The following is a 25,507-nucleotide window of genomic DNA, read 5'->3' on the forward strand; positions in this document are numbered from 1 at the left end:
TTACAGCGGCAGGGGGTCGAGATCGCAATCCGCCCGCACGCCGGCGACCGCCGACACCGTCGCAGCGTGCGACTCTCCGAGCACGCGACGGTAGCTCCTCCGCACATCTTCGAGAAGCACGTCCGCGTCGGACTCGCTGCCCAGCTCTCGCAGGTCCAGCGCCCGGTTCAGGCGGACGGCCAGAGTCGTTGGGTGGCCTGCACCGAGTACGCGCTCAGAACGCGCCGCCAGCTCCGCATCGAGCCTCGCGGCCGCCTCGATCCTGCCGAGCGCGAACAAGTCACTCGCGAGATTGATCGCGCACGCGATGCTCAACGGATGGTCTTCGCCGAGCCGCCTCTTCAACTCTTCGAACGAGTGCTCGTCCAACGCGCGGGCGCGCGCCGGATCACCCTTCAGACGCAGCGTCACGCCGAGATCGGCAGCCGCGGCGAGCGTGTGCGGGTGATTCTCTCCGAGTCTCCGCCGATAGCGCTCGAGCACGTCTTCGCCCAGCGTTCGAGCTGGTTCGAACTCGTTGGCGAGGCGAAGGTCCACCGAATGTCCCAGTGCGGCGGCAAGCGTGCTCGGATGGTCGGCGCCGTGCCGGCGCAGCGACCGCTCGAAGACCCGGCCGGACAGGTCCCGGGCCTTCTCGCGAGCACCGTCCTTGCGACACGCGATCGACAGGTGCAACTGCTGGCGCAGGACTCCCAGATCGTCATCGCCCTGGCGTCCCCACCACAGCTCCACGACACGCTCCTGCTCGGCACGAGCCCAGCCGTATTCGCCGAGTTCGCGGCAGGCAAGGATCACCAGGACCCAAGTGCTCATCGTGCCGGCGTTGTCCCGGCCGAGCACTTCGCAGCGACGCTCGTAGGTGTCCCGGCCACGGTCCGCGGCGGCTTGATGGTCGCCGGTGAGCAAGAGCGCGACGATGAGGTCATGCGACGCGGCCAGCGTGATCCGGGCGTCCTGACCGAACCGTGCGACAGCGTTACGGAAGATCTCCTCGTTGAGCCGGCACGCGGCGCCGAAATCACCACGGGCCTTCAAGATCAGCGCATAGGTGAGTTCGGCGTCGACCGTGTCCACCGAGTTCAGCCCCACCAACTCCCGGTAGCGGTCCAGGGTCCGCCGGCCGAACTCCTCGGCGTCGGCGTAGCGCCCCACGCTCCAACGCAGGAAAGCCACACGTTCAGCGAGTTTCAACTCCTGGATCGGGGAGTCTTCAAGCGGTGCGTCGCCGCGCGACTTCCGCGCCAGTCGCTCGGCTTCCCACGAGCCGAAGGCGCTTTCCGCGAGCGTGAGCGCCCCGTCGTGGTCACCGCACCGGCACAAGACCTCGATCAGGTTGATCACGAGCCGGCGTGCGTCCGCGTCGACGGAGGCCACCAGGTCCGCCTCTCCCACGTGCGGCAGCAGCTCCTGGTACCGAGGCCACTGCGAGGGAGAAGCCGGGTCGCCCAGTTCCAAGTTCGCCAGCAGCCGCTGAGCCTGATGACGCAGCTGAGAACGCCGCTCTTCGCCCAGCCGGTTCCGCACCACGAGCTGCACCAGCCGATGCAGCTCCAGCGTGTCGTGGCCGTGGTCGAGCCTCGCGAGCCCCAGCAGGTTGATGTCGCCGATGGCCTGGCCCAGGCGAACGGGGTCTTGCAGAAGCCGATCGAGGACCTCGGGCATCGAGCCGGCTCGCACCTGTCCGAACCAGCTGCGGTTGACAGGCCCGGCCGCGAGGAACGCGCAGAGGGTGAGCAGCGTGTAGGCAGCCGGGTTCCGGCGTTCGAGTTCATCGAGCGAAACGTTCCACGCCGCGGCCACCGACCGCTCGTAGCCCGTCGGCGCGGACGTGTCCAGGATTTCTGCCGACTTCGCGTTGAACAGGCGTACGTACTCCGGAATCGGCATGCCGGTAGCGAGAAACCAGGCTGCAGCCTGCTCGATGGCGAGCGCGAGATCATGCAACGTCCGGGCGATCAAGTCGGCGTGCCCGTCCGTGAGGTTCGGGACACGACGGCTGAGGAGTTCCTTACTCTCCTTGCGCCCGAGCACAGGAACCTCGAACGATCTGGCGGCACCCGACCAGCTCGGGTTCCGGGAAGTCACCAGCACCTGACCGGAGCCGGTCCCCGGGAAGAATCGGCGAACTACATCGGGATCCTGCGCCGAATCGAAGACCAGCAGCCAGCGCCGGTAGGGCCGGCCGAGCCGCAGCGCCTCGCGGACCGCCGGAACCGCCGTGCTCACCGCGTCCGAGCCCGGCAGTTTCAGCCGTTGCGACAGCTCGGTAAGCGAAGCACGGATTTCGGTCGGCTCCGTCGCCTGGATCCACCAGACGATGTCGTAGTCCTGAAGGTGACGGTAGATGTACTCCACGGCCATCTGGGTCTTACCGATGCCGGCCATTCCGTACAGTGCTGCGGGAAGCATGGCCGTGGTGCTGTCGCGAAGCCGCTCTGTCAGCTGGTCGAGCAGCTCGTGCCTTCCGGTGAAGTTGGGGTTCCTCGGCGGCACGCTCCCCCAGATCGGCGGCAATCCTTCACCGGATCCGTTGCCCTGCCCGTTGCCAGACATCTTTCACCACCACCCATCGGATGACTGTCCATCGACCCGGACGAGACGGTGGACGGTGATTGTTCGAGGTACGCAATCCGCTTGTTCGCCTTTCGGCGGCGTCGTGGCACTCACCGGCCGCACAGTAGTCCCCGGCCAATGATCCCCATCGGGCGATCTCCCTATTCCGGTTCGGCCACGGAGCGCACAATGCTCAAAGGAGTGCACCTGCGGCCGAAAAGGTGGTCGAGCGTAAGGCACACGCATTCCCGGGTCAACCGGGTCATGGCGTTCTACGCCACCACCGGCCACCTGCACGAAGAGAATCTCACCGATATCCGGGCATTCTGAAGACGAACCTCTTTGTCGAGAACCCACGAATTGCGGCTGACACCGGTCAGTGAACGGCGAGTCGGCCACGCAGGGTAGCGTCGGCGGCTTACGAACACGGTCGCCGGACCCCGGATCCGGGCAGCACCGGCACCCGCAGTAGGATCGTCGCCTCTGTCCTACCATGCACCTTGCGAGGGATTTGATGCGATCTCGTGGCGGCAGCGGGAAGCCCGGGATCGAATCGGAACTCGTCGATCTCGGTAACGTGCCGCTCTCCGCGTTGCGGAAACTCGATGATGTGACACTTCACCGCTCATTGCGTCACGCGGTCGAGCGAACCGCACACATTCTGGTCACCGCCAGCGGCAGCCAGGGTGCAAAGCGGGTCGACTGACACACCGGAAGGGTTAACTTTGCCCACCACCAGTGACGAACCGACACTGTTCCGGCACCAACTGCCCTGGGACGACTTCAGCCTTCTCGCCCGTGCGCAAGACGGCCCGGTCACGGTGGGCAAACTGCGCGCGGCAGAACGCAGTCGCCGCCTCCTGCTGCTTCGCGCCCTCGTCGACCTTGCCGCCGGTCCTGAGTCCAGTGGGCCTTTGCCGTCACCGGAAGCCGCGTGGAACTTGATGGTTCGCAGCCAAGAAGCGGCGCCTGAAGCCCTCGATCTGATTCTGGCCCACCCCTACACCGGGTCATGGGCAGGTTATTCGACGCGAATAGTCCATCAGAAAATGAATCCGCCGGGACCGACTTGGTTCCACCTCGGATATCTGAACGCGGTCGCCGCCGCGGCCGCCATCCACGCCGAAATCGAATTCTCGATCCGGATACCGATGTGGGCCGGCTCCGCGGTTCTGCCGACCTTGGGACTCGCGTTCTTCCCCAGCTCGACCGAATTCGATTCGGCGGAAGTGCGACGCACCGGCAAAGGCGTCGAAATCGTCCGTTCGGACGAAATCGTGCGGGTTCCCGCGAATCCGCGTGACGACGCGCCAGGCTGGTCCGGCCTGCGCCGGCTGACTTTCCGATCCGCGGAGCGGAACCTCGAGCTGAGCATCGACGATCTCGATCCCTATCGCGGCCTTTTCGGTCCCCGAGCACCCGAAAGGCTCAGCGACCAGGACCTGGCCACTTGGCGGACCATGATCGACCAGGCCTGGCAGCTGATCGCCGGGCATCTCCCGGAGTTCGCCGACGCGTTGTCCGCCGGAATGGATTCGATAGTGCCGGACCCCCCGTTCCCATTTCGGTTGCCGAGCGCGTCGACGGGCGAGGCTTTCGGCAGCGCCGTGATATGCCGGCCGGACGACCCGGCTCAGCTCGCCGCCGCGCTGGTCCACGAGTTCCAGCACATCCGGCTCGGCGCGCTGCTGCAATTGATCCCGTTGCACTCGGACGACCGCAGCGAACGTCTCTACGCGCCCTGGCGCGACGACCCGCGGCCGATCGGCGGTGTGCTGCACGGGGTCTACGCGTTCTACGGCGTGACGATGTTCTGGCGGGCTTTCTCGGCCGGCCACCCGGACGACGAACTGGCCTCGTTCGAGTACGCGCATTGGCGCGGACAGGTCTGGCGCACCTTGAGAGTGATCCGTGACGATGCGAACTTGACCGAGGACGGCCGCAGTTTCCTCGACGAAATCGCCTCGAGGCTGGCCGAGTGGCAGCTCGAACCCGTTCCGGACCGGTCCGCCGCCTGGGCCGGAACCCTCGCCGCCGATCACTACGCGGGTTGGCGGCTCCGGCACCTTCGCCCGCCCGCGGCCACCGTCGCCGGCCTCGTCGACGCTTGGCGGGCAGGGCTCGCCTGCCCGCCGGTCGACGACTCCGGCGACCTGGACACCTGTTCCGACGGTGAGTGGGAAGAAGCGCGAGCCGACCTCGTTCGGGTCCGGCTCGGAGTCAACGGCGCCCAGCGACTCGCCGAAGTCTGGTCGCAGGTGCCCAGAGCCCTGCCGGGCGACTACGCCCTGGTCGAGGGCCGCGTCCGGGCGGCGGCCGAGGAGTACCGCGCGACGCTGACCGCCGATCCGGACAGCCCAGGCGCGCTGATCGGCCTCGGCCTGGCGTTGCGTGGCGGCGACGAGCCGGCCGCGCGCGCGCTGCTTCAACGGCCGGAGCTGGTGCGCGCGGTACATCGCGGGATCCGGTCCGGCTCCGCGGCCGGGCCGGAAGACGTCGCCGGCTGGCTCGCCGGTGGCCTGACCTAACGCCGTTCACAGCGGGGTCGGGTCGATGTCGCATTCGGCCCGGCGGGCGCTGTCCGCGGCCAGCGTCGCCGGGTGACCAGGGCGAAGCGTGCGGCGATACCGGGTGAGCACCTCCTGCTGCTGAGCCACCGCCTCGCGGATCCGGCCGAGTTTCTGCAGGTCGAGCGCTCGGTTCAGGCGCACTGCCAACGTCGTCGGGTGGTCTTCGCCAAGCGACCGCCGGGCGCGGGCCAGTGTTTCGGTGTCCTGGTCCAGCGAGCGCTGCGCGTCGCCGAGAGCGAACCAGTCGTTCGCCAGGCCGATCGACGCCGCGAGGGTGTGCGGGTGGTCCAGACCCAGCCTTCTTCGCAGCTCCCGGTAGGCGGGCTCGTCGATGCCGAGCGCGCTCTCCACATCTCCGAGCAACCGCGAAGTGATGCCGGCGTCGACGCGAGCCGCGAGGGTATGCGGATGTGTCTCGCCGAGGCCGGCCCGGTACAGCTCGGCTGCCTCCCAGCCGAGGTCGCGAGCCGCATCGAGGTCCCCCGCGTGCCTGAGGTCGATCGAGTGGGCGAGCACGCACGGAACGGTGTCGGGGTGTCCGGGCCCGTAGCGGAGCCGGAACCAATCCAGCGCGCCGCGTGAGAGGGCCAAGGCAGACTCGTAGTGCCCGTCCTTCCGCCGGGCGACCGCCAGGTGGTATTCACGTCGGACGACGCCGCTGTTGTCCGCGCTGAAGAGCCGACGGACCCGCTCCACGATCTTCTGCTGTTCCCGATGAGCCCAGGAGTATTCCCCCAGCTCACGGCCGGCGATCACCAGGATGTTCAACGTGCTGATCGTGGCCGCGTTGTCGTAGCCCAGTGACGCCGAACAGCGTTCGTACGTCAGCTCGGCCAGTTCGCGAGCCGCTTCGTATTCGCCGGTCAGCAGCTGCGAAACGACGAAGTCATGAGCGGCCGTCAGCACCTTCGGGTCGTCCATGCCGAGGAGGTCCCTCGCCCTGGTGTAGGTCGACGAATTGAGGTCGCGAGCAGCCGCGAAGTCGCCCCGTGCCTTCAAGGTCACGGCGACCGAGAGCTGGGCGTTCAGTGTCTGCTCGGCGTCGTCGCCGATGGTTTCCTGGTACAGCGTCAACGTCCGCTGGTTGATCCGGGCGGCCTCCTCGTACCGGCCGAGCACCCAGAGGAAGAAGCCCAGCCGTTCGGATGCCTCGAGGGTCTGGGGATCGGCCTCGCCGTGGGTCTCGATCCAGATCCGGACCACCGTTTTCGCCAGCGTCACCGCTCCGGCGTGGTCGCCCCAGTAGTGGAGAAACCTCAACACGTTGATGACGAGTTCCCGGGCCCACGGATCATCGCATTCGACGAGCTCGGAGGCTTGGACGTGGGGCAGCAACATCTGGTAGAGCGGCCACTGCCTCGCCGCCGCCGGGTCACCCGGGTCTCGGTTGGCGAGCAGCATGTGCGCGCCGTGACGGATCACCCGGCGATGTTTCTCGCTCATCCGGTTGCGCAGCACCAGCTGGACGAGCCGGTGCAAGAGCACCGTGCCACTGCGATGGTCGAGCTTCGCCAGCTGGCACCGGTTGATGTCACGCAGTGCCCGGTCGAGCTGCGTCGGGTTGCGCATGGCGGTGTTCAGCTCAGGCGCGATGGAGACCCCGCGGACGGCGGAGAACAGGTTGCGCGAAATCGGTTCGGGCGCGAAGAACGCGCAAACCTGCAGCAGCTGGTTGGCGGCCGGGTTCCGGGTCCCCAGCCCGTCGAAGGACACGTTCCAGGCCGCGGCGATCGGCATCTCGTACTCGGTCGGCGCGAAGGTGTCGACGATCTCCGCGACCTTCTCGTCGAAGAGCCGCACGTATTCCTCTACCGGCATCCCGGTTTCCGCTCGCCACGCGGCCGACTGGGCCAGCGCGAGCGGCAGGTCACCGAGTCTGCCCGCCAGCTTGGCGGCCTGCTCACCGGTGATCGCCGGATCCCTCTGCCGCAGCAGTTCGACACTCTCCGCCCGGTCGAACAGGCCTACCACCACGGAGCCGGGGACAGCCTGTGCCCACGTCGGGTCGCGAGAAGTGACCAGCAGCCGGCCCGGACCGTCGAGAGGCAGGAAAGGCTCGAGGGCATCGGGGGTCTCCGCCGAATCGAGTACGAGCAACCACCGGCGATAAGGCTTTCCGGTTCGGAGGGCTTCGATGGCCGCGGGCACGGCGGTGATCGTCTCCTCCGCGCCCGGCAACCGCAGCTGCCGCGCGAGTTCGGTCAGGGATGCCCGGATCTGCATGTCCTGGGCGGCTCTGACCCACCACACCAGGTCGTATTCGTGCAGGTGCCGATAGGTGTACTCCACCGCGATCTGGGTCTTGCCGATGCCACCCCAGCCGCAGAGCGCGGCGCTCGTCCCCTCCCGGAGTCCGGCCGCGAGGCGATCCAGCAGCGCCTGCCTGCCGACGAACTCGGAGTTTCGCGCGGGCACCGAGCCCCACACGTCAGGGGCGTCGGTGGCGATCTGACGGATCTGCCGCAACGGTCTCGCGGCTTCGTCCCGGGCGTCCGTGACAAGTTCTTTGCGCGGCAGCAGTGATCCCCCGGGGTACTCGGCGCTTCCACCCGGCCTCTCCGGCACCGGCTCCACCGCGTCGAGGGGTGCCTGATCGCCTCCTGAACCCTCTTCCCCGGTCCGAGTCTCTTGTTCCAGCGCGTGCAACCGGTCCGCACGCAGGGCGTACGGGCCGGAGAGCGCGCGCATCACCGCCCGTTCCAGTGCCACTTCCGAGGCTCGATCGGCGTGTGGCTCGGGAAAGGGAGTGTTGTCAGGATCGTCCAGGGCGTCGCTGATCCGCAGCAACGCCGGGTGCCGGCCGCCGAACCTCCGCCGGGTCGTGACCACAACCTCAGCCGTTTCCGCCCGCCGCCCCGCCGCGAGCAGCGCCTCCCGCACCGAGCCCGAAAACTCGAAAACGACGTCGTCCCAGTACTTTCCCGGATCGACCGGCGGCGCCTCCAGCAGTCCGCTGGTGAACACCTCGGCCAGGTGGGCCGTATCCGCCTCGGGCATCAGTTCCGCTCGCACGAACCGGGCGATCGGCAGGCTGACCGGCACCGCCGCCAGGAGCGTGGCGAGCCGGAACGCCGGCGGCGACGCCACACCGAGGAACCGCCGTACTCGCTCTTCTCCGGTCGGCTGTACGCCGGGCTCGGCCGCCCGGGCTTCCTCCGGCGCCGGCTGGTCCCGGGCGAGCAGCACCGTGGCGTGCAGGGGTTCGGTGTTGACCCGGGTGAGCAACTGCGCCCACCACGCGAACCAGCGCCCCGCGAGTTCGATGACCGGAACGGGGACCGCTCCGGCGAACGCCCTTTCCGTGTCGGGGAACGTCATCCAGGCGTCCGGCAGCTCGAAGCCGTAATGGCGGTTCGGCCGGAACGCACCCGGAGTGCGCAGCAGTGCGCGGTGCAACGGCAGTCCCCCGCGGTTCCACATCCGCTGCGGCAAGAGGTGCACGACGGCGACCGGCATCGTCCGGCCCCACTTCGCGAGCAAGGGCGACACCAGATCACGGCGCCAGGCCTCACCGACGCCATCGGTCAGCACGAGCACCAACCGCCGGCCGGTTCGATCGACCAGCTCACCCGTGCTGTGTTCCGGCGCGCCGGGCGTACCACCGCGCAGTACCGGCGCGATGTGTCCGTTCCCGGTTCGGCTCTCGGTCTCCAAGAGCTGGGTGCGGATGGCTCGGAACGCGCCCAGCTGCTCGGTCAGCGCGAGGAAGGCCGAGACCTCCGGTTGCCACAGCGCCATCGACGGTCCGGCGTCGACGACGACGGTCAGGTCGAGACGCCGTGTTCGCGCCGGCTTGGTCACCGGCAGCCAAAGCCCTTCCTCGATGGCCCGCTCGGCGGTGAGCTCCTCGTCGAGGACGCGGTCCTCGGCACGGGGTGAGGGACGCAACTGCTTCAGCGGCCGAAGCGCACGCAGGATCTCCGCCGCGCCGGGCAACGACGGCGGTGGCGCACGCCCGGCAGCTCCCGGTCGCCCGGTCCCCGGCCCCTCACGGGTGAAACCCGCGGCGAACTGGGGCGGCGGCGCCTCCGCGGGATCGGGTTCCGGCAGGGGCCCCGGGGCAGGTCCGGGCGGTGGGCTGTCCGGCTGGACGGCCGGTTCCGGGTCGGCCGGGATCTCGACCGTCGCCGAGGCGGGTGACGCACGGTCGGGATGTCCGCGAACGGCCGCGAGCCACAGTGCGTCTCCGAGTTCGGTCCAGGAGAGTGCGGCCTCGTCCGGATTCCCCGGTGGCCGGTCCACCACTTCAGGGCACCATCGAGTTCAGCTGCCGCCACAACGCGTCCACCAGCCGCGGCCACGACTCGGTGTTCTGGCCGTAGGCCCCGGAAGTCGCCAAGTACACCGCCTCGAGCAGCTTGTCCGCGGGCAGTCCACCGTGCGCCTCGCTGCGGCTGACGAAGTCCTCGATGATGCGGGAGCGATGTTCGTCCGCGGGATCGAGCGCGTGCGCCGCGACCATCGCGGTGAGCTGCCGGACGTCGGGGTTGCGCATCTCCAGCCGCAGGCACCGGCGGAGGAACGCGGGCGGGAAGTCCCGTTCGCCGTTGCTGGTGATCACGACCACCGGAAACGCCCGGCACCGCACCCGTCCCGCGGTGATCGTCGCCGTGGCGTCCGGGTCGGCGGTGAAGACCTCCACCTCGGGCGTCCGGCTGCGCACGCGAGCGAGCTCCGGGATCAGGAATTCGCCGTCCTCGAACAGGCTGAGCAGGTCGTTCGGCAGGTCGGCTTCGCTCTTGTCGAGCTCGTCGATCAGCAGGACGCGGGGCACCCGCCGGGCCAAAAAGCCGGTCCCGAGCTCGTTGAGCCGCAGGTACTCCCCGATCGGCGGTTCGACCGGCCTCGCGCCGTCCTCGGCGGGAACCGCGAACCGGGCGCCGGCAGCTTGGGCACGGGCGATCGCGTCGTAGCTGTACAGCCCGGTGTTGAGCGTGGTGTGCGAGGTGATCGGCCAGCGCAGCACCCGTCCCAGGTTCAGTTCCCTCGCGATCCGGTAGGCGAGGCTGGACTTCCCGCTGCCGGGGCGTCCGGTCACGAGCAGTGGTCGCCGGAGGTAGAGAGCAGCGTTGACCATGTCGACCTCGTGCGCGTCGACGTGCTCGGCGGGGAGGTACTGCTGGGAGCCCAACCGCCGGAAGCTCTCGCCTTCGTCGTCCGGAACGGCCTCGGCCTCGGCCTCGGGAAGCGGGCTACCGTCGAACGAGCGCCACGGCGGCGCCGGGGGCAGGCGCTCGGCCAGGTCGCGATCGTCGCCGCCCGGTCGGCCCGTGCCGTGGTAGATCCACCAGTCCGGCGTTTCAGGAAGCCCGGTCGCGCTCATCGGGATTTCCCGGCTGATACGGCGCCTCGTCGAGAAAGACCATCCGGCCGGGATCGTCCCACAAGAGCACCAAGTCGCGGGCAATACGCATGTCCACCGGAATTGTCTCCTGCCGGAATGCGGCCCGGCGCGAGGCCAGCGCCCGCGCGGGAAGATCGCCAAGACCACCGTCGTCGACGAGCCACGCGACCACCTCTCGTAGAACTTCCGTGGAAGCCTCGGGATGCCATAGTAGTGCCGGCAGTCCCGACCGCAATCCTGCTGCCAGACCGTCTTCTCCGGGGCGTGGCCGTTTCGGCGGCGGAGAAGCGAGCACCATCATCACCCACTGTTCATCACTGAGTATGGCGTCGAGCAAGTGACGTTCCGCAGTGTCTTCATGCCGGCAGTAATACACCCGTTCGGCCGATGGATCGTCGGCCATCGCTTCCCACCGTATCCGCCAGGCCCGGTGCCACTGCCGGGAGAACATCCTTTCCAGAGAACGGACGACGATCGGATAATCCAGGAACAGCGGACGCGGATCTCCCGTTTCGCGCTCCTTGCACCAACGGTGCACGGGCAGGTTCAAGAGCGTCCGGGGAAGCACGAACTCGAGCGCCACCTCGCCGCGGTATTCCGACCAGGCCCGCTCCGCGTCGACCACCAGCCGGTCGACGCAAGCTTCGAGATCACCGCCTTCGACGGTGAGGATCCCGCCACGGACCGGCGGCCATTCGGCTGCGTCCTCCTGCCGCCAATAGGAAACGATGTGCCGGCCGGGATCGATGCCGTCGAGCTCCACCATGATCATCAAATGCAGCCTGCTGCCGACCGGCGCTCCCGGTTCCCGTTCCGCCCGCAGTTCTCGCAGCCGCTTCTCACCTTGCAGCCGCCGCGCCTGGCCGGTGTTCCAGTCGCGTAACTCGTCCCCCAGCGCGCGAGCGCACTTCCCGGCGATGAGCTCGACGAACGCGAGCGCCGGAGGCAGACCGTGCGCCGGCGTGTTCAGCTCGGACAACAAACAGAAGGCCTCCCACGCGTCCCTCGGTTCGGCGACCGGAACCACCGCTGGGCTCGCAGCCCGGCGCAGGAGTGTGACCAGCCGGGCCGGTGTGAACCCGGTCAGAACCGAACGCAGCCAGACCGTTTCCTGTTCGGGGAGCAAGTCGTGCATGCGGGGCTCGTGCACCAGCTGGCGCACCAGGTCGGATTCCGGCGAGTTCGGCCGCATCATCCGCACCACGTGGGCCAGCGCGTTCATCCCGCCGTCGGCCTTCGCGCAGGCGTTGACGACCTCGATCAGATGATCACGACCTGTCGCGTGATCCGAAATGGTCAGCGGAAAGCCCAGGTTGTCGTGAATCAGCTCGAGCAGCAGCGACCGGCTCGAGCGGTCGGCGGCCAGACCGGCGGCGGCCAGAACGTTGACGATCGCTTCCCGGACCGCGACCCGGGCCCCGGAGAAAGCGTGGAACTCACGACCGTGCCCGTAGGACCCTTCGCCCGCAGACACCTGACGAACCACCTCCCGGCAGCACAACGAAGATCGTGATTGTACCGAGCCGAAACCGCCACTGAAGGGCAAAAGGTGGACACAATTCAGACGGCCGCGTTCCGCAACCAGGCCGCGATCAGTTCGGCCAACCGTTCGACCTGTGGAGAGCGAGGTTCGAGGGTGCGCACGGCCGCGAGCAGGTCGCCGAGTCCGCGCTCGAAGCGCAGGCAGGTGAGGGCCATCGCGATCACGTGCAGCCGATCTTGGGCGTGATAGGGAACGATATCGGCGATCTCCCGGCGCGGGAACATTTCCAACAGCAGGCGACGGCTTTCCGCGCTGCGGACGCACGGCACGTCGAGAAGGGCGTCCACGAGCTCAGGTAATGCATCGTGCGTCGAAGAAACAACAGCCACAGCGCCATTGACGACAGCGCCGAGCTGACGCAGCCAGGCCGTCGTCGTCGTTTCCTTGACAGAAACCGAAATCTGCTGGTAAGCCGAAGGCATCGCAGCCGGGTCGTGCGCGACGACCTCCCGGTAAATGGTGTCGGAGGCGATCAGGGCGAGGTCGGCACCGGACACCTTCTGCGCTGCTTTCGCCTCGGCCGCGTCGAGCAGCCGGAAGGTGAAACTGACGGCCTTGCTGACCGCACCGTGACTCGCCTGCTGGACCTCACCCGCGTGTAACGCGACGCGCAGCTGGATCCTCGCCTCGTCGGCGTGCACCGCGTTGTGCCGGCGCAGCTCGCCGAGCATGCGGTCCGGCAGGTGCGCGAAGAGATCCGCTTTGGCGACCTGAGGCGGCAGCAGGATCATCGCCCCGTCGCCCGTGTTCTCCACGAAGCAGACGTCCCACGGGACGCCCGATTCCGCGAAAGCCGTCCGAAGGACGTTCCAGTAGCCCTCGTGCACCTCGTGCAGGTGGAGCATCGTCCGTCTCGGATTGTTGTAGCCGGCGACGTCCACCGCCATGATGGTCCGGTGCAGCGCAGCTGGAGTCAGATGCACGACCCACCTCCCCACGTCCCGGTCCCATTGTCCCAGACACATGCACGCCCGGCCATGTTCGCGGACAGCGTTACCGGGAAAGCGGGGCTCCTTGTCCTTGTTTCGTCCATAATTCGGCGTGCCCACGAGACGACTGCACCTGGTGAGCGCGGATGAGGACCACCGCGTCTCGACCATCGAGCTCTTCTTCGACCTGGTCTTCGTCTACGCCATCACCCAGACCACCCAGCTGATGGCCGACCACCTGAGCCCGCTCGGGGTCGGGCAGGGGGTGACCATGCTCGCCGTCCTGTGGTGGTGCTGGTGCTCCTATGCCTGGCTCGGGACCACCATCCATGTCGACCACGGGATCGCGCGGCTGGCGATGTTCGGGGCGATGGCCGTGATGTTCCTCGTCTCGCTCACCATCCCCGAGGCCTTCGTCGACTTCCCCGGCGGGTTGTACGCGCCCGTGCTCTTCGTTGTCTGCTACGCGCTCGTGCGGCTGTTGCACCTCGTCGCCTACCTCGGCGCCGCGAAGCACGATCCCGGGTTGCGCAAGGTGCTGTTGCGGATGTTCGTCGGGCTGCTGCCGAGCGTTGTCCTGCTGGGGATCGCCGCCTTCCTGAGCGGGCCGTGGCAGCTCGCGCTGTGGGGCGTCGCGTTGCTGGCCGACTACCTCAACGTCTACTTCGCCGGGCCCGAAGGCTGGCGGCTGAACTCGCCCGCGCACTTCGCCGAGCGGTTCGGGCTGATCGTGATCATCGCGCTCGGGGAGTCGATCGTCGCGATCGGCATCGGGATCGGGGCGCTGCCGATGTCGTGGCTGGTCACCGGCGCCGCGGTGTGCGGGCTCGCGCTGGCCGCCGGGATGTGGTGGACCTACTTCGACGTCGTCGCGCGCGTGTCCGAGCACCGGCTGACGCGGGCGACCGGCGTCGAAAGGGCGAAGCTCGCCACGGACTCCTACACCTTCCTGCACCTGCCGCTGATCGCCGGGATCGTGCTCGTCGCCCTCGGGCTGAAGAAGTCCTTCCTCTACATCGCCGACACCGAGCACCACACCCCCGGTGAAGCGCTCCACGGCGTGCCGATCTGGACGCTCACCGGCGGGCTCGCGCTCTACCTGATCGCGCTGAGCGCCCTCCGCAAGCGCAACCTCGGCAGCTGGAACCACCAGCGGCTGGTCGTCGGCGTCCTGCTCGTCGCGGCGACGCCGTTGCTCGAACACGTGCCGGCCGCGGTGCTGCTGCTGATCGTCGCCGCGGTGGTGCTCGGGCTCATCACCTTCGAACGGCTTCAGTTCGCGGAATGGCGCAAGCAGGTGCACGCCGACCACTCGTAAGTGAGCCCACACTGGCGCGCAGCCCGATACCGCGTTAACCTACTCGCGAGTAGGTAACGGGATGGAGGGCCACATGGCTGCGCCAAGGAAACGGGACGCGATGGGCTGGGGCCTTTCCGCGCTGACCCGGCTGGCCGGGAGCAGGGTCGTCGACCGGGCGGGGCTGCGAAAGCCCATCGAAGGCCTGGTCACCGCGGGGACGCGCAACGGCTTCCGCGTCGCCGGCGCGGCGACCCGGTCGTTCAAGTCGGTGCAGAAGCTGGGCAAGCCCGCCCGGCTCACGCAGGCTGCCGACACCGGGCTGTTCGACCTCACGCCGAGTGAGGACCAGCAGCTCATCGTCGAGACGGTCACGGAGTTCGCCGCCGAGCAGCTGCGCCCGGCCGCCGCGGACGCCGACGCCAAGCTCGAGGCGCCCGAAGGACTGCTGAGCCGGGCCGCCGAGCTGGGCATCAGCCTGGTCGGCATCCCCGAGGAGCTCGGCGGGGTCGGCACCGAACGCTCGGTCGTCACCAACGCGCTCGTCGCGGAAGCACTCGCGCACGGGGACCTCGGCCTGGCCGTGGCGGTGCTCGCGCCGTCCGCGGTCAGCACCGCGCTGGTCAGCTGGGGTGACGAGCAGCAGCAGGCCGACTACCTGCCCGCGTTCGTCGGCGAGAACGTGCCGGCCGCGGCGCTCGCGCTGCAGGAACAGCGCGCGCTGTACGACCCGTTCAAGCCCGCGACGAAGGCGCGTCGCACGCCTAAGGGCTACCAGCTCGACGGCGTGAAGTCGCTGGTCCCGCGCGCGGCGCAGGCCGAGCTGTTCATCGTCTCGGCCGACCTCGAAGGCCGCGGACCGGCGCTGTTCCTCGTCGAGTCTTCGAACACCGGAGTGACGATCGAGGGCGAACCGGCGATGGGCCTGCGCGGCGCCGCGACCGGCAAGCTGCACCTGGAGAAGGTGTCGCTGCCCGCGGGCGCGCTGCTCGGCGGCGGCAAGCTCGACGTCTTCACCGATCTCGTCCGGCTGTCGCGGCTGGGCTGGGCGGCGCTGGCCGCCGGCACCGCGAAGGCCGTCCTCGACTACGTCGTGCCCTACGTCAACGAGCGCGTCGCGTTCGGCGAGCCGATCAGCCACCGACAGGCGGTGGCGTTCTCGGTCGCCGACATCGCGATCGAGCTCGAGGGCCTGCGACTGGTGACACTGCGCGCGGCGGCGCGGGCCGAGCAGGGCAAGCCCTACGCCCGGGAGGTCGCGCTGGCGCGCAAGCTGGCCGTCGACAAGGGCATGCAGATCGGCAGCGCGGGCGTGCAGCTGCTCGGCGGGCACGGCTTCGTGAAGGAGCACCCGGTCGAGCGCTGGTACCGGGACCTGCGGGCCATCGGCGTCATGGAAGGCGCCGTCCTTCTCTAGGCTTTCGCGAAAGGCGTTAACGATGATTAACCTGGAAGCTCCCAAGAAGGCCGGTGCCCTGATCAACCAGGCGTACCAGGCCGCGGCCGAGGTGTTCCGGCCGATCTCGCGCAAGTACGACCGCGCGGAGCACACCTACCCGGCCGAGCTGGACATGTTCGCGGCGCTGCTGGACGGGCTCAACTCCTCCGGCGAGGGCGGCGCGGGCGCGGCGGGCGTGCGGCGTTCGAAGGACGAGAAGGAGAAAGGCAACCGCAACGGCGCGAACCTGAACGTCGTCCTCGGCACGATCGAGATGTGCTGGGGTGACGTCGGCCTGCTGCTGTCGATGCCGCGTCAGGGTCTCGGCAACGCGGCGATCGGCTCGGTCGCGACGGACGAGCAGCTCGAGCGCTTCTCCGGCATGTGGGCGGCGATGGCGATCACCGAGCCCGCGTTCGGCTCGGACTCGGCGGCGGTCGGCACGACGGCCCGCCTCGACGGCGACCACTACGTCCTGAACGGCGAGAAGATCTTCGTGACGTCCGGCGAGCGCGCCGACGCGGTGGTCGTGTGGGCGACGCTCGACAAGACCAAGGGCCGCGCGGCGATCAAGTCGTTCGTGGTGGAGAAGGGCACGCCGGGCTTCGAGGTGGTGCGCGTCGAGCACAAGCTCGGCATCCGCGCCTCCGACACGGCGGTGCTGCGCTTCGAGAACTGCCGCGTCCCGGCGGAGAACCTGCTGGGCACACCCGAAATCGACACCGCCAAGGGTTTTGCCGGCGTCATGCAGACGTTCGACAACACGCGCCCCCTGGTGGCAGCGATGGCGATCGGTGTCGCCCGGGCAGCGCTGGAGGAGACGCGGCGGATCCTGTCCGAAGCCGGCGTCACGATCGACTACGACCGCCCGGCGAACACCCAGCACGCGGCGGCGGCCGAGTTCCTCCGCCTGGAGGCCGACTACGAGTCGGCGTACCTGCTGACGCTGGAGTCGGCGTGGATGGCCGACAACCGCAAGCCGAACTCGCTGCAGGCGTCGATGGCGAAGGCCAAGGCGGGCCGCTCGGTGGTGGAGATCGCGCTGAAGTGCGTCGAGTTAACCGGCGCTTACGGCGAAGAGTCGCTGCTCGAGAAGTGGGCGCGGGACGCGAAGATCCTCGACATCTTCGAGGGGACGCAGCAGATCCAGCAGCTGATCGTCGCGAGGCGCATCCTCGGGAAGTCCAGCGCCGAACTGAAATGAGCGGTGGGCGGTCGGCCTCCGGTACTCTCGCGGTCCGGAGGCCGATCGTGACCGAACCCGTCGAGACCCAGGTCGCCATGGTGTACGAGCCTGGCGACGTCACTCCGATCAAGACGCCCGAAGAGTGGGACGCCGAAGGCTGGGACGCCGATCGGCAGCAGCCCAAGACTCTCGAAGAAGCCCGCGCCGCGCTTGCAGCCCGGATCGCCGCACATGACGCGCCCGAAGCGGACGCCGGCGCCTACGACGCGCTGGAGGGCTGAGCCCTGTACGTCCCCTGGCTCGTCGACGCCGCTCGCAGCACCGGCTATCCCGTGGTCGAGGTCGCCGGGTGGCAGACGCGCGGGCACGGCGGGATGCGCGTTGTCGAAGGGGTGGTCGGGCACCACACCGCCACCGCCGATTCCGCGCCCGGGGACTACCCCTCGCTCGGCGTCGTCACCCACGGCCGCCCCGATCTCGCCGGGCCGTTGTGCAACCTCGGGCTCGGCCGCAGCGGGACGATCTACGTTGTCGCCGCCGGGTGCGCGTACCACGCCGGTGCGTCGCGCTGGCTCGGGTTCTACGACCTCAACGACGAGTTCCTCGGCATCGAAGCGGAGTCCGCGGGCGCCGGTGTCTGGACCGAAGCGCAGCTGGACGCCTATCCGAGGCTGGTCGGCGCGCTGCTTCGGTACATGTCTCGCGGCGTCGAGCGCTACGCCGGTCACAAGGACGTCTGCGTTCCGCCCGGCCGCAAGATCGACCCCGTCGGCATCGACACCGCGTGGCTTCGCGAGCGGGCCGCCAACCCGTCGGGCGCCGGGCCCGTCGGACGCGCGGAGGTCGAGATCCTGGAGCGCGTCACCGTCACTCCGCCGGACAACGGCGAGCACATCGTCCGGGTCTTCCTGTCCGGCGGCGCCGGAGCGGCGGTGGTCGTCCGGCCGCGGCTGGGCGGCGACGGCACCGCGCGGCCGATGTGGGTGCCGGGCATCTTGGCGTGGGGCTCGGACCACGCGGGCATCGGCCACGACCCCGCGCAGAGAGCGGGTTACGACGCGAAGCTGACGTCGCACCGGCGCTACGAACTACCCGGCGCGGTGTGGGCCGACGTCCGCTACAGCGCGGCGGAGCCGTTCGAGATCGACCTAGTCGGCTGAGATCCGGTCATCGAGGAATTCGTCCAGGTAGCGCCACGTCGTGCCGCGGGCCTTGCGGCCGGTCAGGACGCCCAGGTGACCGCCCGGGGCCGTCTTGAAGCGGACCTCGGGCGCCTTGTCCAGCAGCTCGACGACCCGCTCCACCGACGGCCGGGGCGCGATCGTGTCGTTCTCGCCCGCCACCACCAGCGTCGGCACGCGGACCGACGACAGCGAGATGATGCGGCCGTTGAGGTCCACCTTGCCCTCCGCCAGGTCGTTCGTGCGGAACAACCGGTGGTACAGCTGGCCGAACGTGCGGCCCGGGTAGGCGTACATGTTGCTCATGAAGTGGTCGACCGCCTCGATCTGGGCGAGGTAGTCGCGGTCGTCGAGGTGCGAGAGGATCGCGATCGGCTTCGTGATCTCCTTGCTGATGCCCGTCGCGCGGAACACGCGGCTGACCAAATAGGACGGTGCGCCGCCGAACGCGCGGTAGATCGGCGTCAGCAGGTGGCCGCCCGTGAGGTCCACCAGCGGGCGGAACGGCGCGACGATCGGGATCGCCGTGAAGTCCACCGGCGAGCCGATCGCGGTGATCGACGCGATCGGGAGGTCCGGCTGGTCGGCGTTCACCAGCAGCGAGAAGATCCCGCCGAGCGACCACGACACCAGGTGCACGGCCTGCCCGCCGTTGTCCGCGCTGACCTTGCGGATCGCGCGCGGCAGCACCTCGTCGATCCAGTGCTCGATGCCCAGGCGCCGGTCGGAGAAGGCGACCATGCCGTAGTCGACGAGGTAGGCGTTGCGCCCGTCCTCGACCAGGTGCTCGATCAGGCTGCACCCGCGGCGCAGGTCGAAGCAGATCGCCGGCGCGGCCAGCGGCGGCACCAGCAGCACCGGCGGCCCGGACACCTTCCCGCCGCTGTGCGTCATCCGGTACACCGAGCGGTTGGGCCCCTGGTCGATCAGCACCCGCGGCATCGGGCGCAGGTCGGCGACGCCGCCGTGCAGCACCTTGCCGACCACGTTCGACGCCGCGGCGGCCAGCCGTGCGGGCGGTGAAGCCATTTCTCGGTCCTCCTGGACGTCCCCCGGGCACTTCCCGCCAATCTTGCCGGGTCAGGCCGGTGGACTCAACACCCGCCCCGTCCAATTCGGACAGACGCTAGGCCGTCCGAGTTACTCCGGGGCCGTCCCGGGAGCGCTCTCCGCGGCGCGCGCCTCGTAGTCCGCGCGAGCCGGGGAATGGGCCGCTGAAGCCAAAAGCTGGTCCGCCTTCAGGGCTCGCGCGAGCGCTTCGGCGGCTCGCCGCGGAAGCAGTCCCGTGAGTTTGCCCATAGGACCCAACGAGCGGGGCACGAAGACGTCGAACCGGGGCTTCCGCAACGTCGCCACGACGGCGTCGGCGACGTCTTCCGCGCGCACCGACTTGAACAGCTTCGCCTCGCCGAGGCCGCTCGCGAGCTCCGTCCGCACGATCGCGGGCATCACGCACGAGACGTGCACGCCGGTGCCGTGCAGCTCCAGGTGCACCGCTTCGGACAGCCCGACCACGGCGTGCTTGGTCGCGCAGTACGTCGCCGCGCCCGGAAAGCCCGCTTTGCCCGCGAACGACGCGACGTTGACGATGTGCCCGCTGCGCCGCGGCCGCATCCGCTTCGCCGCCTCGCGCGTGCCGTGGATGACCGCGTGCAGGTTGATCTCGAGCTGACGCCGGGTGGTCGCGTCGCTCTCCTCTTCGAGCAGGCCCAGCGGCATGATCCCGGCGTTGTTGACCAGCACGTCGATGCGGCCGTGGCGGCGCTCGACCTCGTCGAGGAACTCCGTGAAGCCGCGGGTGTCGGTGACGTCCAGCGGCAGCGCCTCGGCGTCCAGCTCCCCGGCGGTTTTCTCGGCGCGGACCTGGTCGAGGTCGCCGATCACCACCCGCGCGCCCAGGCGGGCCAGCGCCGACGCGGTCGCCGCGCCGATCCCCTGCCCGCCGCCGGTGATGACGACGACCTTGCCCGCGAGCGTCTCGGCCATGGCGACTCCTTCGTCTGTTGGCACCGCGTCAACAGTGTCGCTCGCGAAGCCCGATCGCGCTACCCGACGCGTTGCTCCAGCACCTGGCCGACCCACTCGTCCACGGAAAACCGGACGGTCGGTTTGAAGCCCTGGCCCTCGTAGTAGCGCTGCAGGGCGCCGTCGCCACCCGCCCAGCAGTCGACACGCACGAGGTCGATGCCGCGCCGCCGCGCCTCGTCGAGCGCGTACTCGACGAGCCGCGCGCCGACACGCCGGCCGGTGAACCGCCGCGACGTGATCAGGAACCGGACGTACAGCTCACGCTCGTCCACGGCGGGCACGTGCGGGTCGTGCTCTTCGGAGACGATCAGCGCGCCGGCGGGCTCGCCGTCGACCATCGCGATCCGCAGGCCGGGGTCGGCGGCCATGCCCGTGACGCGCTCGACGCGCTTCGGGACACCGCTCCACGGCTCGGTGCCCCACTGCCCGGAGCTGCCCCGGGCGACCAGCCATTCGACGGCTTCGTCGAAGAAGCGCAGCAACGTGCCGACGTCCCCAGAGTCACCCGATCGGATGACGGTGTTGTCCATGCCCCTTGTCTACCGGACGGCGGGCACGCGCGGGCCGCTTTCAGGCGACTCCGAGGTGGCGCGAGATCAGCATCTTCTGGACCTCGCTCGTGCCCTCGCCGATCTCGAGGATCTTCGCGTCGCGGTAGAAGCGGCTCACCGGGTACTCGTTCATGAACCCGTAGCCGCCGAAGATCTGCGTCGCGTCGCGCGCGTTGTCCATCGCCGCGTTGGACGCCACCAGCTTCGCGATCGACGCCTCCTTCTTGAACGGCTCGCCGCGCAACATCTTGGACGCCGCCTGGTAGTAGGCCAGGCGCGCGGTGTGCGTGCGGACCTCCATGTCGGCGATCTTGAACTGGATCGCCTGGTACTCGCCGATCCGCTTGCCGAACGCCACGCGGTCCTTCACGTACTGCAGGCACTCGTCCACACAACCCTGCGCCAGGCCGACCGACAGCGCGGCGATCGCGACGCGGCCCTCGTCCAGAATGGACAGGAACTGGGCGTAACCGCGGCCCCGCACGCCGACCAGGTTCTCGACCGGGACGCGGACGTCCGAAAAGGACAGTTCGTGCGTGTCGGAGCAGTTCCAGCCGACCTTGGAGTACTTCGGCGCGACCTCGAAGCCCGGGGTGCCGGACGGGATGAGGATCGCCGAGATCTCCTTGCGGCCGTTCTCCATCACGTCCGTGACGGCGGTGACCGTGACCAGCTTCGTGATGTCGGTGCCCGAGTTCGTGATGAACGCCTTGCTGCCGTTGACGACCCACTCGTCGCCGTCCATCGCGGCACGCGTGCGGGTCGCGCCCGCGTCCGAGCCGCCGCCCGGTTCCGTCAGGCCGAAGCCGCCCAGCGCCGTGCCTTCGCACAGCGACGGCAGCCACTTTTCCTTCTGCTCCTGCGTTCCGAAGCGGAAGATCGGCATCGCGCCGAGCGAAACCCCGGCCTCCAGGGTGATCGCGACCGACGAGTCGACCCGGGCGAGCTCCTCCAGCGCCAGGCACAGCGCGAAGTAGTCACCGCCCATGCCGCCGAAGTCCTCGGGGAACGGCAGGCCGAACAGGCCCATCTCGCCCATCTTCGCGACGATCTCGTACGGGAACTCTTCCTTCTCGTACAGCTCGCCGATCACGGGCGCGACCTCGGCGTGCGCGAAGTCCTCGACCGTCTTGCGAAGGGACTCGTACTCCTCGTCCAGGCGGAAGTCGATCACTGCTGCTCCTCTTGGGGCGTAACTATGGCAAGGGTTTCGTCGAGCGCGACCTGTTGGCCCGCCCGGACGGGAAGTTCGCTGACCACACCGTCGATCGGCGCGGTGACCGTGTGCTCCATCTTCATCGCCTCGACGACCAGCAACGGCGTCCCGGCCTTCACGACGTCACCCGCGGCGACCTTGACGACGAGCACCGTGCCCGGCATCGGGCTGGTGACCGGCCCGGCGCCCGCGGCCTCACCCCGCGCCGAGAGCACGAACTCCTGCTCTCCGAAGGGAAAGCTCAGTCCGTCGCGCGCCAGCCAGACCGTCCGGTCCAGACCGCAGGCCTGGCGGTAGCGGTGGAACCCACCGGCCTGCCGGACCTCCAGGACGTCACCCTCGCGACGCGCGGAGACCTCCACCGGCGCGGTGTCGTCGACCTGGACGACCGCGGCCGACGGCGTGCCCTGCACCCGGACCACGGCCGTGGCCTGGCCGGACTTCAGCCGGAACGTGACCCCGCCGGAACCGCCCATCCGCCAGCCGTCCGGGATGTCCCACGGGTCCACAACGGACCCCGACGGCTGCAGCTCCAGCAACCGGTCCAGCGCGGCGGCGACGAAGAACTCCGCCGGGACGTCCGAAGAGACCAAAGTGGACAGCCGGCGGTCGACCAGCTCGGTGTCGAGACGCCCTTCGCGGACGTCGGTGTCCGCGAGCAGGCCCCGCAGGAATGCGGTGTTGGTGCCGACGCCCAGCAACGCGGTGTCGGCCAGCGCGCGGTCGAGCCGGTGCAGCGCGGCCGCGCGGTCCGGGCCCCACGCGATGACCTTGGCCAGCATCGGGTCGTAGTTCGAGCCGATCACCGCGCCGCGCGTCATCCACGAGTCGACGCGGACGCCGTCGCCGGACGGCTCGTGCACCGCCAACACGGTGCCGCCGGTCGGGATGAACCCGCGCGCCGGGTCCTCGGCGTACACCCGGGCTTCGACGGCGTGCCCGTTCAGGACGACGTCGTCCTGCGCCACGGACAGGTGTTCGCCCGCCGCCACCCGGACCTGCCACTCGACGAGGTCGAGGCCGGTGACCAGCTCGGTCACCGGGTGCTCGACCTGCAGCCGGGTGTTCATCTCCATGAAGAAGAACTCGTCCGGGTCGTGCGCCGAGAGGATGAACTCGACGGTGCCCGCGCCGACGTACCCGACCGAGCGCGCGGCCTCGACCGCGGCCGAGCCCATCTTGGCGCGCGTGGCCTCGTCGAGCAGCACCGACGGCGCTTCCTCGATGATCTTCTGGTGCCGCCGCTGCAGGCTGCACTCACGCTCGCCGAGGTGGATGACGTTCCCGTGCGTGTCGGCGAGCACCTGGATCTCGATGTGCCGCGGCGTCGTGACGAACCGCTCCATCAGCAGCGTGTCGTCGCCGAACGAGCCCTTGGCCTCGCGCCGGGCGGACTCGATGGCCGCGTCCAGCTCGTCCGGACCGTGGACCAGCCGCATGCCCTTACCGCCACCACCGGCGGACGGCTTGAGCAGCAACGGGTACCCGACGCCGGCGGCGGCCTCGGCGAACCCGCCGGCCGGGATGTCCACATCGGACGCGCCGGGCACGACCGGGACCCCGGCCTTCGACACCGTCGCCTTGGCGCGGATCTTGTCGCCCATGGCGTCGATCGCGCCGACCGGCGGCCCGATGAACACGAGCCCGGCGGCTTCGCAGGCCCGCGCGAACTCGGCGTTCTCCGCCAGGAAGCCGTATCCCGGGTGCACGGCCTGCGCGCCGGAAGACACCGCGGCGGCCACGATGGCCGGGATCGAAAGGTAGCTGCGGGCGGCCTCCGCGGGCCCGATGCGCAGCGCCGTGTCCGCCTCGCGGACGTGCCGGGCGTCGGCGTCCGCGTCGCTGTAGACGGCGACCGCGCGGATGCCGAGGGCCCGCAGCGTGCGGATGACCCGGACCGCGATCTCGCCGCGGTTGGCGACCAACACTGAGTCGAACATGCTCACATCCGGAAGACGCCGTAGTTGACATCGGACAGCGGCGCGTTGGCCGCGGTGGAGAGCGCGAGACCGAGCACCGTGCGGGTGTCCGCCGGGTCGATCACGCCGTCGTCCCACAGCCGCGCGGTGGAGTAGTACGGGCTCCCCTGGGCCTCGTACTGCTCGCGGATCGGGTCCTTGAAGGCCTCTTCGTCCTCGGTGGACCACTCGCCGCCGCGCGCCTCGATCGAGTCGCGACGGACCGTCGAGAGCACCGACGCCGCCTGCTCGCCGCCCATCACCGAGATCCGCGCGTTCGGCCACATCCAGAGGAACCGCGGCGAGTACGCCCGGCCGCACATCGAGTAGTTGCCGGCGCCGAACGAGCCGCCGATAACGACCGTTAACTTCGGCACCCGCGCGCACGCGACGGCGGTGACCATCTTCGCGCCGTGCTTCGCGATGCCACCCGCCTCGTACGCCTTGCCGACCATGAAGCCGGTGATGTTCTGCAGGAACAGCAGCGGGATCGAGCGCTTGTCGCAGAGCTCGATGAAGTGCGCGCCCTTCATCGCGGACTCGGCGAACAGGACGCCGTTGTTCGCGACGATGCCGACCGGGTGGCCGTGGATCCGCGCGAAGCCGGTGACCAGCGTCGAGCCGTACTCCTTCTTGAACTCCCCGAAGCGGCTGCCGTCGACGATCCGCGCGATCACCTCGCGCACGTCGTACGGCGTGCGCGGGTCGGTCGGGACGACGCCGTACAGCTCCGCGGGGTCGACGGCCGGCGCTTCGGTCGGCAGAACGTCCCACGGGCGCGGCGTGCGCGGCCCGAGCGTCGAGACGATCGAGCGGACGATCCGCAGCGCGTGCGCGTCGTCGTCGGCCAGGTGGTCGGTGACGCCGGACTGGCGCGAGTGGACGTCGCCGCCGCCGAGCTCTTCCGCCGTGACGACCTCGCCGGTCGCGGCCTTCACCAGCGGCGGGCCGCCGAGGAAGATCGTGCCCTGGTTCCGGACGATCACGGCCTCGTCGCTCATCGCCGGGACGTACGCGCCGCCCGCGGTGCAGGAGCCCAGCACTGCAGCAATCTGCGGGATGCCGCGTGCGGACATCGTCGCCTGGTTGTAGAAGATCCGGCCGAAGTGTTCACGATCCGGGAAGACCTCGTCCTGCCTGGGCAGGAACGCGCCGCCGGAGTCCACCAGGTAGACGCACGGCAGGTTGTTGTGCAGCGCGACCTCCTGGGCGCGCAGGTGCTTCTTCACCGTCATCGGGTAGTACGTGCCGCCCTTGACGGTGGCGTCGTTCGCGACGACCACGCACTCCCGGCCGGAGACGCGCCCGACCCCGGTGATGATGCCCGCGGACGGCGCTTCGTCGTCATACAGTCCGTTTGCTGCCAGCGGCGAGAGCTCGAGGAACGGCGAACCCGGGTCCAGCAGTGTGTCGACGCGGTCGCGCGGGAGCAGCTTGCCGCGCTCGACGTGCCGGGTGCGCGACTTCTCGGGGCCGCCCAGGCGGGTGGCTGCCAAACGTTTGCGGAGGTCCTCGACCAGCTCCGCGTGCGATGTCGCATTGCGGGCGTAAGCCTCGCTGTCCGGGGCTGCAGACGTCCCCAGTGCCGGCGTGTCCATGGGCTCCCTCGAAGTTAGCGGTCGTTAACCTCCGGTCCGATGTTAGCGACCGCTAACGTGGGTGTCCAGTCGCCGGATTGCGGCAAAGGGCCCCCTCGCGGACATGCCGGCCGCG

The 25,507-nt window shown here is 69.3% G+C and carries 17 protein-coding genes; 6 read left to right on the plus strand and 11 right to left on the minus strand.

Annotated elements, in window-relative coordinates; all coding sequences use genetic code 11:
- A complete protein-coding gene (gene fxsT, locus ACZ63J_RS43925) occupies positions 1–2,553 on the minus strand; it encodes an FxSxx-COOH system tetratricopeptide repeat protein (RefSeq protein ID WP_465402678.1) in 2,553 nt (850 codons plus the stop codon).
- 725 nt (positions 2,554–3,278) lie between these two features.
- Here fxsT (ACZ63J_RS43925) and ACZ63J_RS43930 point away from each other — a divergent pair.
- Positions 3,279–5,081 carry an aKG-HExxH-type peptide beta-hydroxylase gene (locus tag ACZ63J_RS43930; protein WP_465402676.1) on the plus strand — a complete coding sequence of 601 codons (1,803 nt, stop codon included), beginning with the start codon at positions 3,279–3,281 and terminating at the stop codon, positions 5,079–5,081.
- Positions 5,082–5,087: 6 nt separating this feature from the next.
- Here the strand turns inward: ACZ63J_RS43930 and fxsT (ACZ63J_RS43935) are convergent, their stop codons facing one another.
- The 4 genes from fxsT (ACZ63J_RS43935) to ACZ63J_RS43950 form a co-directional block, all read right to left on the minus strand.
- Positions 5,088–9,368, minus strand: a complete 4,281-nt coding sequence (gene fxsT / locus ACZ63J_RS43935) for an FxSxx-COOH system tetratricopeptide repeat protein (protein WP_465439928.1) — start codon at positions 9,366–9,368, stop codon at positions 5,088–5,090.
- A 1-nt stretch (position 9,369) separates the two neighbouring features.
- Positions 9,370–10,446, minus strand: coding sequence for an AAA family ATPase (locus ACZ63J_RS43940; protein ID WP_465402672.1), 1,077 nt, complete (start codon positions 10,444–10,446; stop codon positions 9,370–9,372).
- A complete protein-coding gene (locus ACZ63J_RS43945) occupies positions 10,424–11,941 on the minus strand; it encodes a VMAP-C domain-containing protein (protein ID WP_465402670.1) in 1,518 nt (505 codons plus the stop codon). Before ACZ63J_RS43945 ends, ACZ63J_RS43940 begins: the two co-directional genes overlap by 23 nt.
- Positions 11,942–12,027: 86 nt before the next feature.
- Positions 12,028–12,933 carry an effector-associated domain 2-containing protein gene (locus tag ACZ63J_RS43950; RefSeq protein ID WP_465402668.1) on the minus strand — a complete coding sequence of 302 codons (906 nt, stop codon included), beginning with the start codon at positions 12,931–12,933 and terminating at the stop codon, positions 12,028–12,030.
- 118 nt (positions 12,934–13,051) lie between these two features.
- Between ACZ63J_RS43950 and ACZ63J_RS43955 the strand changes: the two genes are divergently transcribed.
- The 5 genes from ACZ63J_RS43955 (at position 13,052) to ACZ63J_RS43975 (ending at position 18,020) form a co-directional block, all read left to right on the plus strand.
- Entirely contained in the window at positions 13,052–14,257 is a 1,206-nt protein-coding gene (locus ACZ63J_RS43955; RefSeq protein ID WP_465336283.1) for a low temperature requirement protein A, read from the plus strand.
- 100 nt (positions 14,258–14,357) lie between these two features.
- The gene (locus ACZ63J_RS43960; protein ID WP_465402744.1) at positions 14,358–15,653 is read left to right on the plus strand and encodes an acyl-CoA dehydrogenase family protein; all 1,296 of its coding nucleotides are present in this window, start codon (positions 14,358–14,360) and stop codon (positions 15,651–15,653) included.
- Positions 15,654–15,675: 22 nt separating this feature from the next.
- Positions 15,676–16,878 carry an acyl-CoA dehydrogenase family protein gene (locus ACZ63J_RS43965; protein WP_465336282.1) on the plus strand — a complete coding sequence of 401 codons (1,203 nt, stop codon included), beginning with the start codon at positions 15,676–15,678 and terminating at the stop codon, positions 16,876–16,878.
- Positions 16,879–16,925: 47 nt separating this feature from the next.
- Positions 16,926–17,141, plus strand: coding sequence for a hypothetical protein (locus ACZ63J_RS43970; protein WP_465336281.1), 216 nt, complete (start codon positions 16,926–16,928; stop codon positions 17,139–17,141).
- Between the two features lie 51 nt (positions 17,142–17,192).
- On the plus strand, positions 17,193–18,020 hold the full coding sequence (locus ACZ63J_RS43975; RefSeq protein ID WP_465402666.1) for an N-acetylmuramoyl-L-alanine amidase: 828 nt from the start codon (positions 17,193–17,195) through the stop codon (positions 18,018–18,020).
- On the opposite strand, the gene ACZ63J_RS43980 is transcribed toward ACZ63J_RS43975, so the two are convergent.
- The 6 genes from ACZ63J_RS43980 to ACZ63J_RS44005 form a co-directional block, all read right to left on the minus strand.
- Positions 18,009–19,070, minus strand: a complete 1,062-nt coding sequence (locus tag ACZ63J_RS43980; RefSeq protein WP_465402664.1) for an alpha/beta fold hydrolase — start codon at positions 19,068–19,070, stop codon at positions 18,009–18,011. The two genes, ACZ63J_RS43975 and ACZ63J_RS43980, sit on opposite strands and share 12 nt — an antisense overlap.
- Before the next feature lie 111 nt (positions 19,071–19,181).
- Entirely contained in the window at positions 19,182–20,027 is an 846-nt protein-coding gene (locus ACZ63J_RS43985) for an SDR family oxidoreductase (RefSeq protein ID WP_465402663.1), read from the minus strand.
- A gap of 59 nt (positions 20,028–20,086) precedes the next feature.
- On the minus strand, positions 20,087–20,599 hold the full coding sequence (locus tag ACZ63J_RS43990; protein WP_465402661.1) for a GNAT family N-acetyltransferase: 513 nt from the start codon (positions 20,597–20,599) through the stop codon (positions 20,087–20,089).
- Between the two features lie 40 nt (positions 20,600–20,639).
- Entirely contained in the window at positions 20,640–21,794 is a 1,155-nt protein-coding gene (locus tag ACZ63J_RS43995) for an acyl-CoA dehydrogenase family protein (RefSeq protein ID WP_465402659.1), read from the minus strand.
- Positions 21,791–23,776 (minus strand): acetyl-CoA carboxylase biotin carboxylase subunit, encoded by a 1,986-nt coding sequence (locus ACZ63J_RS44000; protein ID WP_465402657.1) that lies wholly within the window; start codon positions 23,774–23,776, stop codon positions 21,791–21,793. Before ACZ63J_RS44000 ends, ACZ63J_RS43995 begins: the two co-directional genes overlap by 4 nt.
- Positions 23,777–23,778: 2 nt before the next feature.
- Positions 23,779–25,392, minus strand: coding sequence for a carboxyl transferase domain-containing protein (locus ACZ63J_RS44005; protein WP_465402655.1), 1,614 nt, complete (start codon positions 25,390–25,392; stop codon positions 23,779–23,781).
- Between the last annotated feature and the right edge of the window lie 115 nt (positions 25,393–25,507).

The sequence above is a fragment of the Amycolatopsis sp. NPDC104863 genome (assembly GCF_055582965.1).